The organism is Asanoa iriomotensis (genome assembly GCF_016862515.1).
Taxonomy (GTDB): domain Bacteria; phylum Actinomycetota; class Actinomycetes; order Mycobacteriales; family Micromonosporaceae; genus Asanoa; species Asanoa iriomotensis.
Genome location: NZ_BONC01000005.1, coordinates 161141 through 174336, shown reverse-complemented (window position 1 = coordinate 174336; position 13196 = coordinate 161141). Strand labels below are relative to the sequence as shown.

General features: G+C 70.8%; 11 protein-coding genes. 3 read left to right on the top strand and 8 right to left on the bottom strand.

Features of this window, described 5'->3' with window-relative positions:
* The first annotated feature begins 1 nt into the window (after position 1).
* A complete protein-coding gene (locus Air01nite_RS06200; protein ID WP_203700868.1) occupies positions 2-973 on the top strand; it encodes an ArsR/SmtB family transcription factor in 972 nt (323 codons plus the stop codon).
* Positions 974-979: 6 nt separating this feature from the next.
* On the opposite strand, the gene Air01nite_RS06195 is transcribed toward Air01nite_RS06200, so the two are convergent.
* The 4 genes from Air01nite_RS06195 to Air01nite_RS06180 form a co-directional block, all read right to left on the bottom strand.
* A complete protein-coding gene (locus Air01nite_RS06195; protein WP_203700867.1) occupies positions 980-2497 on the bottom strand; it encodes a GGDEF domain-containing protein in 1518 nt (505 codons plus the stop codon).
* An 80-nt stretch (positions 2498-2577) separates the two neighbouring features.
* Positions 2578-3609, bottom strand: coding sequence for a threonine aldolase family protein (locus Air01nite_RS06190; protein WP_203700866.1), 1032 nt, complete (start codon positions 3607-3609; stop codon positions 2578-2580).
* The gene (locus Air01nite_RS06185; RefSeq protein WP_203700865.1) at positions 3602-5008 is read right to left on the bottom strand and encodes a class II 3-deoxy-7-phosphoheptulonate synthase; all 1407 of its coding nucleotides are present in this window, start codon (positions 5006-5008) and stop codon (positions 3602-3604) included. The genes Air01nite_RS06190 and Air01nite_RS06185 overlap by 8 nt, the downstream gene beginning before the upstream one ends.
* A 24-nt stretch (positions 5009-5032) precedes the next feature.
* Positions 5033-5518 carry a hypothetical protein gene (locus Air01nite_RS06180; RefSeq protein ID WP_203700864.1) on the bottom strand — a complete coding sequence of 162 codons (486 nt, stop codon included), beginning with the start codon at positions 5516-5518 and terminating at the stop codon, positions 5033-5035.
* 125 nt (positions 5519-5643) lie between these two features.
* Between Air01nite_RS06180 and Air01nite_RS06175 the strand changes: the two genes are divergently transcribed.
* A complete protein-coding gene (locus Air01nite_RS06175) occupies positions 5644-6294 on the top strand; it encodes a DUF4389 domain-containing protein (RefSeq protein ID WP_203700862.1) in 651 nt (216 codons plus the stop codon).
* A gap of 51 nt (positions 6295-6345) precedes the next feature.
* Here the strand turns inward: Air01nite_RS06175 and tuf are convergent, their stop codons facing one another.
* Positions 6346-7533 carry an elongation factor Tu gene (gene tuf / locus Air01nite_RS06170; protein ID WP_203700860.1) on the bottom strand — a complete coding sequence of 396 codons (1188 nt, stop codon included), beginning with the start codon at positions 7531-7533 and terminating at the stop codon, positions 6346-6348.
* Between the two features lie 372 nt (positions 7534-7905).
* Here tuf and Air01nite_RS06165 point away from each other — a divergent pair, with 372 nt between their 5' ends.
* A complete protein-coding gene (locus Air01nite_RS06165) occupies positions 7906-10116 on the top strand; it encodes a beta-L-arabinofuranosidase domain-containing protein (RefSeq protein ID WP_203700858.1) in 2211 nt (736 codons plus the stop codon).
* On the opposite strand, the gene Air01nite_RS06160 is transcribed toward Air01nite_RS06165, so the two are convergent.
* Genes Air01nite_RS06160 through Air01nite_RS06150 form a run of 3 tightly spaced genes read right to left on the bottom strand, consistent with a single transcriptional unit; the run spans position 10106 to position 13187 of the window.
* Positions 10106-10960, bottom strand: a complete 855-nt coding sequence (locus tag Air01nite_RS06160; RefSeq protein ID WP_203700857.1) for a carbohydrate ABC transporter permease — start codon at positions 10958-10960, stop codon at positions 10106-10108. The two genes, Air01nite_RS06165 and Air01nite_RS06160, sit on opposite strands and share 11 nt — an antisense overlap.
* A complete protein-coding gene (locus Air01nite_RS06155) occupies positions 10957-11928 on the bottom strand; it encodes a carbohydrate ABC transporter permease (RefSeq protein WP_203700855.1) in 972 nt (323 codons plus the stop codon). The genes Air01nite_RS06160 and Air01nite_RS06155 overlap by 4 nt, the downstream gene beginning before the upstream one ends.
* On the bottom strand, positions 11925-13187 hold the full coding sequence (locus Air01nite_RS06150; RefSeq protein WP_203700853.1) for an ABC transporter substrate-binding protein: 1263 nt from the start codon (positions 13185-13187) through the stop codon (positions 11925-11927). Before Air01nite_RS06150 ends, Air01nite_RS06155 begins: the two co-directional genes overlap by 4 nt.
* Positions 13188-13196 lie beyond the last annotated feature (9 nt).

Sequence of the window (13196 nt, the reverse complement as noted above, 5' to 3'; positions counted from 1 at the left end):
GATGACTCTCCTGCGGCTCACACCCACCGCGCTGTCCCGCTGCCGGTTCGCCCTGTCCCCGCTGGCGGAGACGCTCGGCGCCCTGATCACCCTGCACCGGCCCGCACCCGAGCCGTGGCTGCGCGACTGGCACGAACGCCACCGGCCCGGCTACCGGGCCTGGCTGGCCGGCGACCCGTTCGCGACCGGGCTGATGCACCTGGTCTCGGCGACGAAGTTCCTGCCCGACCTGGTCGCGGTCCCACCGACCGGCGGCACCGGCACCCGGCTGCGCGACGAGCTCGCGGCGGTCGCCGCGTTCAGCGACGAGGAGACCCGGGCGACGGTCGCGGACGCGGTCGCCAAAGCCTGGGAACCGCAGGACACCGCCTGGCTGGACACCACCGGCCTCGGCCCCAAGGTGGCGACCGCGCTCGCCGAGGGCTGGCGCCGGTTCGTCGAGCCGGACTGGCCCCGCCGCCGGGCGCTGCTGGAACGCGACATCATGCACCGCGCCGGGCTACTCGCCGCCTACGGCTGGAAGGAGACCGTGCGGAACATGACCCGCCACTCCGTCTGGGTCGGCGACGACGCGATCCGGTTCAGCGACCAGGACTACCCGGACCGCTGGATCACCGACGAGGGGCTGGTGTTCGTGCCCAAGACAACGGGCGTCGGCGCGTGGACCTGCGAACGCCCGCCCCTGTACGCGCTCGTCTACCCGGCCCGCGGTCCCGCCGCGGAGCTCACCGACCCGGCCGGCGACGCGCTCGCCACGCTGCTCGGCCCGGGCCGCGCCCGGGTGCTCCGCGAGCTGCGCCGGCCGGCGACCAGCACGCAGCTCGCGTACACCCTGGAGGTCTCGCTCGGCACCGTCAGCACCCACCTGGCCGTGCTCCGCGAAGCCGGCGTCGTCGCCGGCGCCCGGGTCGGCCGCGCCGTCGTCTACCGCCTCACCGACCGCGGCGGCAAACTGATGGCCGAGCTGGACTGAGCGCGCTCAGCGCGGCCGCTGCCGGACCCGCCGCCGCAGCGGCGTGCGGCCCGACCGGTACGGCGCCACCCGGTCCTTGCCGGCCTCCTTCGCCGAATAGAGCGCGACGTCGGCCTCCCGGAGCACCTCTGCCGGATCACGCGCACCCAGCGCCCCCGCGGTGACGCCGACGCTGGCGCTGACCGCGAGGGAACCGTGCGCCGACGGATAGGGCAGCCGCAGCCGGCCGCACACCGCGGCCCCGAAGGCCATCGCGGCGGCTTCGTCGGTCTCCGGCAGCAGCACGGCGAACTCGTCGCCACCGAGCCGGACCAGCGTGCTGCCGACGGGTGCCAGCCGGGTCAGCCGCCGCCCGACCGCGACCAGCAACTCGTCGCCAGCCGGGTGACCGAGCGAGTCGTTGATCTCCTTGAAACCGTCGAGGTCGATCAGCAGCAGCGCGTGCGGCCCGCCTCGCGGCAGCGCGGTCAACCGCTCCGACAGCACCGACCGGTTCGCCAGCCCGGTCAGCGGGTCGTGCGCCGCCCGGTAGGACAGCTCCGCCTGCAGCCCCTGCAGTTCGCCGACGGCCACACCGAGCTGTTCGGCCCGCCGGTCGGCGACCCGCGCCACGAGTGCCAGCCGCCACAGCAGCAACAGCGAGATGACCGCGCCGGCCAGCACCGGCGGGCCGAAGTCGGCCGGCGACCCCGGATCGAATCGGCCGATCGCGACCGCGAGCGACCAGGCGAGCGGGCCCAGCAGGGTCAGCCCGACGAACATGATGACGCGTCCCCGGCGCAGCCGCCGGCTGTTGGTCCGCGCGCGGGTCAACGAGGTCCTCGAGGAGGGATGCACCAGGGCGGCGGCGAGAAGGACGCAGAAGAGCGTCGCGAACAGGCCGGTGTTCGCCTGGGTGCCCTCGATGCGGTAGCCGGCTCGCGCTCCGATCACCGCGACGGACGCCAGCAACGCGCAGATCACGCTGGCCACCACCAGGCGCACGGTGGGCGCCCGGGGATTCACCAGGAACAACAGCCGCACCAGCGCCCCCACGACCAGAGAGACGCCGATGGGGCGCAGGGCGGCGACCGCGAGCTGGGTCCCCTCCGGCACGAGACTGCCGTGTAGCAATAGCAACCAGAGCAGGACGAAGATGCCGAGCGTGGCCACCGAGGCATCGAGGGTATCGGCGAGCGCGCCGGTTCCGCCGAGCACCAGCAGCCCGATCACCAGCGCCGGGTACAGGATCAGGGCGCGAATGTCTCCGTAGGCCAGGCCCCGGTCCAGCGCGACCGGCCGGTTGCCGGCCGCGACCGTCACCCGGGAGAGGCTCACGGACCCGGATGCCACGGTCAACGACCACCAGGCAGCGGCCCGGGGCGGCCGGCGGGCAATCAGGACGACGACCGAGACCACGACGGCGGCGACCGCGGCGATCGCGGTCAGCATGGGGGCACCCGAAATCAACGCGGCGAGGATCAGAGCGCCCTCGATCGCGAAGAAGGCCCAGGCGGACTGGCGCCACAGGCCCGTGGTGGCCATGGCAACCTCCGCCGAACCGTCGCTCCCCCGAACCGGGTCAGGTCAGGGGCGTGCTCCATTCAGCAAAGCACGCGATCCTGTCAGCGTCGAAAGATCTCCGGCAGCACCTCGACGGCGCGGTCGATGGCGGCGTCGTCGACGTCCATGTGGGTGACCAGGCGGGCCAGCCGCGGGCCGAGCACCGAGACCAGCACGCCACGCTCGCGGGCGGCCGCCGCCAGGGCGTGCGCGTCGAGCGGTGACTTGCGCAGGTCGAGCGGGACGATGTTGGTGCGCACCGCGCCGGCCACCACGCCGAACGGGGCCAGCGCCTCGGCCAGCCGGGCCGCCTTCGCGTGGTCCTCCGCGAGCCGCGCGATGTTGTGCTCCAGCGCGTAACTGCCAGCGGCGGCGAGCACGCCGGCCTGGCGCATGCCACCACCCATCCGCTTGCGGAGCACGCGGGCGCGCTCGATGTTGGCCGCCGAGGAGACGACCAGCGAGCCGACCGGGGCGCCGAGGCCCTTCGAGAGGCAGACCGACATGGTGTCGAAGAGCGCGCCATAGGTGCGCAGCGGCACGCCGTCAGTCACGTGGGCGTGCCAGATCCGGGCGCCGTCGCAGTGCAGGGCCAGCCCGGCGTCGGTGGCCGCCGCGCGCAGGGTCTCCAGCGTGGACAGCGGGATCACCCCGCCGCCGCCGCGGTTGTGGGTCTGCTCGACGGCGATCGCCCGGGTCGGCACCGCGTGGTAGCCGCCGGCCGGCCGGATCATGTCGATCACCACGTCGGGGTCGACGTCGGCGCCGACGGGACCCCAGGTGCGGGTGGAGATGCCGCCGATGGCCGCGGCCGCGCCGATCTCGTAGGTCACCACGTGCGCGTCCGCGTCGCAGAGCAGTTCCTCGCCCGGCGGCACCGAGATCTGGATCGCGATCTGGTTGGCCATCGACCCGGTCGGCGCGAACAGCGCCGCCTCGTGGCCGAACAGCGCGGCGACCGACGCCTCGAGGGCGTTGATCGTCGGGTCCTCGCCGTAGACGTCGTCGCCGACGCGGGCCGACGCCATGGCGGCGCGCATGCCCTCCGACGGTTGGGTGACGGTGTCGGACCGCAGGTCCACGAACTCAGCCACGCAGCATCTCCGCAACGAGGAAGGCCAACTCCAGTGACTGCTGGGTGTTGAGCCGGGGGTCACAGGCCGTCTCGTACCTGCCGGGCAGGTCGAGGTCTTCGATGCCCTGGGCGCCGCCCAGGCACTCGGTCACGTCTTCGCCGGTCAGCTCCACGTGCAGGCCGCCGGGGTGGGTGCCCAGCGAGCGGTGCACCTCGAAGTAGCCCAGCACCTCGTCGACGATCCGGTCGAAGTGGCGGGTCTTGTAGCCGTTGGAGGACTCGTGCGTGTTGCCGTGCATCGGGTCGCACTGCCAGACCACCTTGGCGCCGGCCGCCGTGACCTTGTCGACGATCGGGGCCAGCGCGTCGCGTACCCGATGGTTGCCCATCCGGGCGACGAGCGTGAGCCGGCCCGGCACGTTGCCCGGGTTGAGCTTCTCGCACAGCTCGAGCGCCTGGTCGGGCGTGGTGGTCGGGCCGAGCTTGACGCCGATCGGGTTGACCAGCCGCGACAGGAAGTCGACGTGCGCCCCGTCGATCCGCCGGGTGCGCTCGCCGATCCAGAGGAAGTGCCCGGACAGCCCGTAGGCCTTGTTGTCGGAGACCCGGGTCAGCGCGCGGTCATATTCCAGCGCGAGCGCCTCGTGCGAGCAGTAGAGGGTGACCGTGCGCAGCGCCTCGTCGTCGGTCATCCCGCAGGCCCGGATGAAGGCCAGCGCCCGGTCGATCTCGCGGGCGATCGCCTCGTAGCGCTCGCCGGCCGGCGACTCACGGACGAAACCCTTGTTCCAGTCGTGTACGGCGTGCAGGTCGGCCAGCCCGCCGGAGAGGTAGGCCCGGAGCATGTTCATCGCTGCGGCCGAGTTGGCGTAGGCCCGGATCATCCGCTGCGGGTCTGCGACGCGCGCGGCCGGCGTCGTCTCCAGCGAGTTGATCATGTCGCCGCGGTAGGCCGGCAGCCCGAGCGCGTCGGTCGCCGACGAGCGGGGCTTCGTGTACTGCCCGGCCACCCGGGCCACCTTGACCACGGGCAGCGAGGCGCCGTAGGTCAGCACGACCGCCATCTGCAGCAGCGTGCGGGCGTTGGCGAGCAGGTGGCTCTCGGTGTTGTCCACGAAGGTCTCGGCGCAGTCGCCGCCCTGCAGCAGGAACGCCTGGCCGTCGCAGACCAGCGCGAGCCGCTCGCGGAGCTGGTCGACCTCGTAGGGCGCGACCACGGACGGGACGTTGTCGAGGACCTGGCAGACCTCGGCGACCACCTTCATGTCCGGCCACGGCGGCATCTGGTCGCGGGGCAGGTCACGCCAGTGGTCCAGACCGAGCGCCTGGTCTTCGGCGGAGTCGGCCGCCGGCCGGGAGGTCTGCGGACCGAGGCTGGCCACTCCTGGGTAGCTCAGCTGATGCCACTCTTGGCGCATGCCCGCAAGACTACGGCTGTCCGCTCACTGGGAAGGTGTGGGGCTGGGCGCGGCGGGCATCGACGGCAGCACCACGGCCGTCTCCTCGGCGGCGATGCACCAGCCGGTATCGATGTTGGTCACGAGGAACGCGACGCTGACCGGCGTCCGCTCGCCACCCGCGGGCGTGACGAGCATCGCAGCGGTCACCTTCTGGCCCTCGCCCTCGGCCCGGACGTCGGTCACCAGGCCACCGGACACCTTGGTCTTGGGGTTGAAGTCGCCGCCCTCGCCCTTGGCGGTCTTGTCGAACGTGCCGGCCAGCGTCGGGCAGAGCAGCTTGCGGCCGGCGGCCGCGTCCCGCTTGGCCATGGCGGCCAGGTAGGACTCGACGTGGGCGCGGGCCTTCTGCGGGCTCTCGTCGACCGGGACCGGGTCCGCGCCGACGATCTTGTCGGCGAGCGTGCAGCCACCCAGTGCCAGGGCCGCGGTCAGGCTCGCGACGGCCAGCGCGCGACGTCGGTTCAACACGGTTCGTGAGTCTGGCACACATTCCTTGTCGGGCGCTGAACGGGATTCCCATTCGTGCCCCAAAGCGGATTAAAACCCGCAAGATGTTCATACAGGTCATTTGCTGGTACGGAGGGGACGCGCCGATGCAACCGACCGCTCCACCGCCGTACCCGGTGAATTTCTCCGTGGCCTATCCCGACCGACCGCTCAACCGGCTGACCAGCTTCTTCCGCCTGTTCACGATCATCCCGATCGTGATCGTGCTCGGCACCGTCTACAGCGGTGGCGCCGAGTGGGGCCAGTGGGGCGGCGACAACGGCAACCACGCCCAGAACGTCGCGTACGGCTTCGGCGGTGTGCTGTTCTTCGGGCCGCTGCTGATGATCCTGTTCCGGAAGAAGTACCCGCGCTGGTGGTTCGACTGGAACCTGGAGCTGCAGCGGTTCGCCAACCGGGTGACCGTCTACTTCGCGCTGATGGACGACCGCTACCCGGCCACCGACGACCAGCAGTCGGTGCGGCTCGACTACCTCTATCCCGGCGGGACGCTCAACCGGTTCCTGCCGATCGTCAAGTGGCTGCTCGCGGTCCCGCACTACGTCGTGCTGTTCTTCCTGCACATCGGCGCCGTGGTCGCGGTGGTGATCACGTGGTTCGCGATCCTGTTCACCGGGCGCTACCCGCGGCCGCTGTTCGACTACGTCGAAGGGGTGCTGCGCTGGCAGAACCGGGTCACGGCGTACGCGTTCACGCTGGTCACGGACCGCTATCCGCCGTTCCGCCTGGCGCCGTGAAAGGAACGGACCGTTGTTGACGCATAGCGTCAACAACGGTCCGTTCCTTACTTACAGGATCTCGGTGACCGTGCCCGCGGCGACGGTGCGGCCGCCCTCGCGGACGGCGAAACCGAGCCCGACGTGCATGGCCACCGGGCGGCTCAGCTCGACGGTCAGGTCGACCGTGTCACCGGGCAGCACCATCGTGACCCCCTCCCCCAGCTCGATCGCCCCGGCCACGTCGGTGGTCCGGAAGTAGAACTGGGGCCGGTAGTTGGCGAAGAACGGCGTGTGCCGCCCACCCTCGGCCGCGGTCAGCGCGTGCAGCCGCGCGGCGAACCGGCGGTGCGGCGCGACCGACCCGGGCGCCGCCACGACCTGACCGCGCTGGATCTGGTCGCGCTTGACGCCGCGGAGCAGGATCGCCGCGTTGTCACCGGCCTCGGCCGTCACCAGCGACTTGCCGAACGTCTCGAGCCCGGTCGCCACCGTGGTCAGGGTGTCACCGAGCCCGACGACCTCGACCGGGTCGCCGACCTTCAGCGTGCCCCGCTCGATCGCGCCGGTGACCACCGTGCCCCGCCCGGAGATCGTCAGCACGCTCTCGATGGGCATCAGGAACGGCTCGTCGACGGCCCGCGGCGGCACCGGGACGTACCGGTCGACCGCGTCGAGGAGGTCCACGATGGACTTCGTCCAGCCGGGGTCACCCTCGAGCGCCTTCAACGCGGACACCCGCACCACGGGCACCTCGTCGCCCGGGAAGCCGTACTCGGAGAGCAGCTCCCGGACCTCGAGCTCGACCAGGTCGAGCAGCTCCGCGTCCTCGACGGCGTCGGCCTTGTTGAGCGCCACCACCAGGTACGGCACGCCGACCCGGCGGGCGAGCAGCACGTGCTCCCGGGTCTGCGGCATCGCACCGTCGAGCGCCGACACGACCAGGATCGCGCCGTCGACCTGCGCCGCACCCGTGATCATGTTCTTCACGTAGTCGGCGTGGCCGGGCATGTCGACGTGGGCGTAGTGCCGCGTCGCCGTCTCGTACTCGACGTGAGCGATGTTGATGGTGATGCCCCGGACGATCTCCTCCGGCGCACGGTCGATGCCGTCGAAGGCGACGAACCGGTTGGTTGCCGGGTCGGCCTCGGCGAGCACCTTCGTGATGGCGGCGGTCAGGGTCGTCTTCCCGTGGTCGACGTGCCCCATCGTCCCGATGTTGAGGTGCGGCTTCGTGCGTATGAACTGGCTCTTCGCCATGGTTGGTTCAGTCCTCCAGAACTGGATGCAAGGAGGCGGTTGGAGACGTGCGCGGGCGGGCGCCACCCCGCGTCGGGGCCGCGTTAAGGGCCTTGATGACAGAAGACTCCGCGCCAGAACCGGGCCGGGACCAACCCCTACCCGCGGGTTCTGCTGCTGCGGGAAGGGGTCAGAGATCAGCGCCGTCGGCGGCACAACGCAGGAGGAAACCTGCGGGCCGCGCGGGGCTGCTGAAGAACATGACCATCACGGTACGAAGGAACGCCGGTCCTGTCGAACGTATTCCGCGACCGTTGACACGCGGCGGCGCGGCGGCCTAGCTTCCTCCACAACCGGCATGCAAACCGATTTGGAAACTGGCGAGGGCGCTCGATGAGAAGACTTTCCTGGGTCGTTCCCGCCGGGCGGCCCGACCTGTTCGAGCCGGTCACCTCGACCGGCCTCGCGCCGGAGTCCTACCTGGGCGAGCGGGTCGCGGGAAATCTGCGCCGGCTGCTCGCGGTCGACCTGGCCCCGCTGCTCGCCGGCTTCCGGAGCCGGCCGGGCGAGCACCCGTGGATCGGCGAGCACATCGGTAAATGGCTCGACGCCGCAGCGCTGACCTGGGCTGCGACCGGCGACGACCGGTTGCGGGCCAAGCTCGACGAGGCGGTGACCGTGCTGATCGCGAGCCAGGAGGACGACGGCTACCTCGGCACCTACGCCGCCGGCACCCGGCTGGGCACCCACCCCGACCCCCGATCCGACTGGGACGTCTGGGTGCACAAGTACGCCCTCGTCGGCCTGCTGAGCTACTACGCACACACCGGCGAGCGGCGGGCGCTCGACGCCGCCCGCAAGGCCGGCGACCTGCTCGTCGCGACGTTCCAGACCGGGAGTCAGGACATCATCGCCGCCGGCACCCACACCGGGATGGCGGCGACCAGCGTCCTCGAACCCGTCGTGCTCCTGCATCGGCACACCGGCGATCCCCGCTACCTGGCGTTCGCGGAGCACATCGTCGCGGCGTGGGACCAGCCGAACGGCCCGCGGGTGCTCTCCACGTTGCTGGACAGCGGGCGGGTCAGCGAGGTCGGCAACGGCAAGGCCTACGAGATGCTGTCGAACATCGTCGGCCTCGTCGAGCTGGCCCGGATCTCCGGCGACGACCGGCACTTCACCGCCGCCGTCCGCGCCTGGCACGACGTCGTGGCACACCACCGGTACATCACGGGCACGGCGAGCTTCGGCGAACACTTCCACCGGCCGGACGAGCTGCCCGACTCGACGTCGGTGCACATGGGCGAAACCTGTGTCACCGTCACCTGGTTGCACCTGACCCGGCAACTGTTCGCGCTCACCGGCGAGTGCGTGTTCGCGGACGAGATCGAACGGACCCTCTTCAACCACCTGCGGGCGGCGCAGCTCCCCGACGGCTCGGGCTGGTCCTACTACACCCCGCTCGACGGCTACCGCGACTACGGCCCCGGCATCAGCTGCTGCGTCTCCAGCGGCCCGCGCGGCGTGGCCACCGGCGCCGCCTCGGTGTTCGCGGTCGCGGCGGAGCGCGACGAGCTGGTGGTCTCGCTCTACCAGGACGCGGCGGCCACGGTCGAGCTGGACGGGCGCGCGGTCAGGGTGACGCTGGCGAGCGCCGTGCCGTTCGACGGCGGCGCCGTGCTCACGCTCGACCTCGACCGCCCGGCCACCTTCTCGGTGCGGCTGCGGCGCCCGCCGTGGGCCGACGGCTTCCACGTCGACGGGGCGGCCGAGGCGGACGGCTGGTTCGTGCTGCCGACCCGCGAATGGCAGGGCGGTGAGCGGATCACCGTCCGCTTCGGTCTCGGCGCGCACACCGTCGCGGGCACCGGATGGAACGCGTCGCGGGTCGCGCTGGGTTGGGGGCCGCTGGTGCTCGCGTACCGCGCCGACGGCCCGCAGCCGACGGCCTTCGACGTCTTCGACGGCCACGACTTCGGCCCGGTCACCAGGGACCCGTCGGCGTGGCGGGTCGACAACCGCCTGGCACCGGGCGGGCAGCGGACCGCGGTGCTCGCACCCTTCGCCGACCTCGGCGCCGACGGCGGCCCGACCCGGGTGTGGCTGGCGCATGCCCCCGGCGGCGAAGACCTGTCGGTGTTGCACGGCGCGATCGAGTCGCGCAGCTCCGGCAGCCTCGGGAAGGGGTCGGTGGCCGACTACGACCCGGCCGCGTTCGCCGCGACCGACGTCGGGCCGGCCGGCGAGGAGCAGTGGTTCGCGCTCGACCTCGACCGCCCCGCCACCTTCGACCGGGTCGTCGTCGCGCACGGCCGCTCGCTGGTGCACGGCGGATGGTTCGACACGTCGGCCGGCCCGCCCCGGATCGAGGCCCGCACCGGCCAGGGACAGTGGGCCACCATCGCCACCGTGGACGGCTATCCGGACACCACGGCCGCTGACAACGGCGGCCTGCGCGCCGGCGAGGTCTTCGAGGTCGTGCTCGCCGCGCCGGTCACCGCGACCGGGCTGCGGCTGATCGGGACGGGCTCGCACGGCGAGTACGGCCCACGCGTCTTCGTCACCTGCGCGCGGCTGGCGGCCTACCGGACGGTCAGCCCTTGATGCCGACCGAGGCGATGCCGCCGACGAGCTTGTCCTGTGCCACGAAGTAGAGGACGATCGCCGGAATCATCATGATCAGGTTCGCGGCCATCAGCAGGTTCAGTTTGGGGTTGGCGCGCGAGACCATGTTGGCCATCCCGATCGCGACCGTGTAGTCCTCGTTGCGTAACAGGTAGATCAACGGACCGAGCAGGTCGTTCCACGAGCTGAGGAACGAGAAGACCACGCACACCGCGAGCACCGGCCGGATGAGCGGCAGGATGATGTGCCAGAACACCTGGAAGTGGTTGCAACCGTCCACGGTGGCCGCGAGTTCCAGCTCGCGCGGCAGAGTCCGGATGTACTGGCGGATGAGGAAGATGTAGAACGCGTTGCCGAAGAACGCGGGCACGACCAGGGGCAGGATCGTGCCGTACCAACCGAGCTTGAAGTACATCAGGAACTGCGGGATCAGCAGGACGTGCCACGGGATCAGCAGCGTGACGATGAGGATGCCGAAGAGGAACTCCCGTCCCCGGAACCGCAGCCGCGCGAAGGCATAGCCGACGAGCGAGCAGGAGATGATCGTGCCGACGATGTTGAGCGCGACGATCACCAGCGTGTTCATCGTGTAGCGCAGGAACGGCCGCGACGGGTCGGTCAACGCGCGGCCGAAGTTCTCCCAGTGCCAGTCGCCGGTGGGGAACCACTGCGTCGGCTGCGTGAAGACCGGTGCGAAGTCAGGTTTGAGGGCGACGGTGAGCATCCAGCCGAGCGGCAGCAGGATCGTGAAGCTGAGCGCCAGCAGCAGGACGTAGGCCGCCGACGTGGACACCGTCTTGCGGACCAGTCGCACGGACGTCATGGCTTCTCCTCGGACTCGTCGTGGACCCACCGGTTCGACGTCTTCAGGATCGTGACGATCAGGACGGCCGCGACCAGCACGAAGACCCAGGCCAGCGCGGAGGCGTAGCCGAACCGACCGTTGCGGAAGCCCTCGTTCCACAGGTAGAGCAGGTAGAAGGAGAGCGACCCGCCGCTGCCGCCGCGGCTGCCGCCGAGCACGTAGGCGATGTCGAAGACCTGGAACGCGCCGATGATGCCGTTGAGCAACGTGAACAGCAGCGTCGGTGTGATCATCGGCAGGGTGATGCTGAAGAAGGCCCGCACCGGCCCGGCGCCGTCGATCCGCGCGACCTCGTAGAGCTCCGGCGGCACGTTCTGCAGCCCGGCGAGGTAGATGATCGCGCCGGTGCCGATGCTCCACAGTCCGATGAGGACCACCGCGGGCACCGCCCAGTCCGGGCTCGCCAGCCAGCCGGGCGGGTCGTCGATGCCGAAGAACCGCAGCGTGTTGTTGACCGCGCCCTCCGGGCGCAGCAGTTGCACCCACAGCACGGCGACCGCGACCCCGCTGAGCACGGCTGGCAGGAACATGATCGTGCGGAAGATCCGGATCCCGGGCAGCTTGAGGTTGAGCAGCAGCGCGAGCGCGAGCCCGGCGACCTGGAACAGCGGCACGCCGATCAGCACGTAGGTCAGGGTGACCGTGACCGAGTTGCGGAAGTCGCGGCTCGCGAACATGTCCGCGTAGTTGTCGACGCCGACGAACGTCGGCGGCGAGGCGAGGCTCCAGTCGGTCAGGCTGATGACGACCGAGGCGACGATCGGCCCGACGGTGAAGGTGAGCATGCCGATCAGCCACGGGCTGGCGAACAGCAGGCCGGCGCGAGCCTCCCGCCGCTGCGACGCGGTCCGGCGGCGCCTCGGCTCAGGACGTGCCGCGGGTGGCGGCGAAGCCGGCGGGACGGTCGCCGCCACCCCGGCCGTCATTTGATGTTCTCCCAGGTCTCCCATTCCCGGTCGAGCTTCTTCTGGAGCTCGGGAGCCTCTTTCTGTATCGCGCTCGTGTCCGTCTCACCGGCGAGGATCTGGGCGTAGATGTCGCTCAACGTCGAGGTGACCTCCCAGAACCCGGGGACGAACAGGCCCGGCTTCGTGCTCGTGGAGAGGACCTTGACGACCTCCTGGCGGGACTCGTTCGTGCCGGCCCACGCTTGGAGCATCGTGGCGTCCAGCGGCGGCTGGTCGGTCTTCTCCGCCCGGATCTTGCTGCCCTCGGTGCCGATGTAGGCGACGAGCGCCTTCGCCGTCGCGGGGTTCTTCGAGTCGGTGAACGCGCCGTACTTGTCGGTGCCGACGAAGACGAACGAGTCGTCGCCGGCCTTCTCCACCGGCGGTGGTGCGGCACCCCAGCGGGCGCCGGCCGCCTCGAGGGTCTTGGCACCGATCTCGAAGTCCGTGACGGCCATCGCCGCCTTGCCGCTGCCGAGCAGGTCGTGGCGGGGCGTCAGTTCCTCCTCGGCGGCCGTCGGCGACACCTTGTCGCGCGAGAGCTTCCCGAGGACGTCGTACAGGTGGAGGGTGGAGGGGTCGTTGGCGAAGCCGTCGACCTTTCGGCCGTCCTCGCTGAAGTGGGTCAGCCGGCCGGCCCAGGTGTAGGGCGACCCGACGGACCCGCCGTAGACGTCCTTGCCGAGTGCGGCCTGCAACTGCCGCGCCATCGCGTCGTACTCGTCGATGGTCATCGGTTTGTCCGCCGGCGGGTAGGCGACCTTGGCCTTGTCGAAGAGGTCCTTGTTGTAGAGGAGGACGACCGAGCCGGTCAGCGAGCCGAGGCAGTAGAGGTGTCCGTCCAGCTCGCACTCGCTGAGCGCGACCTGGTTCATGTTGGCGGTGTCGATGCCCTGCGCGTTGATGACGTCGTCGAGCTTCATGACGCTGCCGGCCTTCATCCACCGTGACTCGTAGATGAAGGCGACGTCCGGCGGCTCCTTGGCGAGCAACGCCGTGTCGATCTTGGTGACGAAGCCGTCCTCGGGCACCTCGGTCATCTCCACCTTGGTCCCGGGGTACTTGTCCTCGAAGCCGGCCTTGACCGCTTCGAGGAACTCCGGCACCGGGTCCTCCAGATACCAGAGGGTGACGGTGCCGCCGATCTGGTCGGGGTCGACCGGCGCGCTGCTCTCCTGGCACCCCGTGAGGGCGAGTGCCGTGACCGCTATGAGGGCTCCAACGCCCTTGGCTCGCATGTCTGACTC

Excerpts from the sequence above, each read along its gene's own strand:
- Air01nite_RS06195 (WP_203700867.1), bottom strand. The coding sequence starts at position 2,497 with ATGGCCACCACGGGCCTGTGGCGCCAGTCCGCCTGGGCCTTCTTCGCG.
- tuf (WP_203700860.1), bottom strand. The coding sequence starts at position 7,533 with ATGGCGAAGAGCCAGTTCATACGCACGAAGCCGCACCTCAACATCGGG.
- Air01nite_RS06175 (WP_203700862.1), top strand. The coding sequence starts at position 5,644 with ATGCAACCGACCGCTCCACCGCCGTACCCGGTGAATTTCTCCGTGGCC.
- Air01nite_RS06160 (WP_203700857.1), bottom strand. The coding sequence starts at position 10,960 with ATGACGTCCGTGCGACTGGTCCGCAAGACGGTGTCCACGTCGGCGGCC.
- Air01nite_RS06165 (WP_203700858.1), top strand. The coding sequence starts at position 7,906 with ATGAGAAGACTTTCCTGGGTCGTTCCCGCCGGGCGGCCCGACCTGTTC.
- Air01nite_RS06200 (WP_203700868.1), top strand. The coding sequence starts at position 2 with ATGACTCTCCTGCGGCTCACACCCACCGCGCTGTCCCGCTGCCGGTTC.
- Air01nite_RS06150 (WP_203700853.1), bottom strand. The coding sequence starts at position 13,187 with ATGCGAGCCAAGGGCGTTGGAGCCCTCATAGCGGTCACGGCACTCGCC.
- Air01nite_RS06185 (WP_203700865.1), bottom strand. The coding sequence starts at position 5,008 with ATGCGCCAAGAGTGGCATCAGCTGAGCTACCCAGGAGTGGCCAGCCTC.
- Air01nite_RS06155 (WP_203700855.1), bottom strand. The coding sequence starts at position 11,928 with ATGACGGCCGGGGTGGCGGCGACCGTCCCGCCGGCTTCGCCGCCACCC.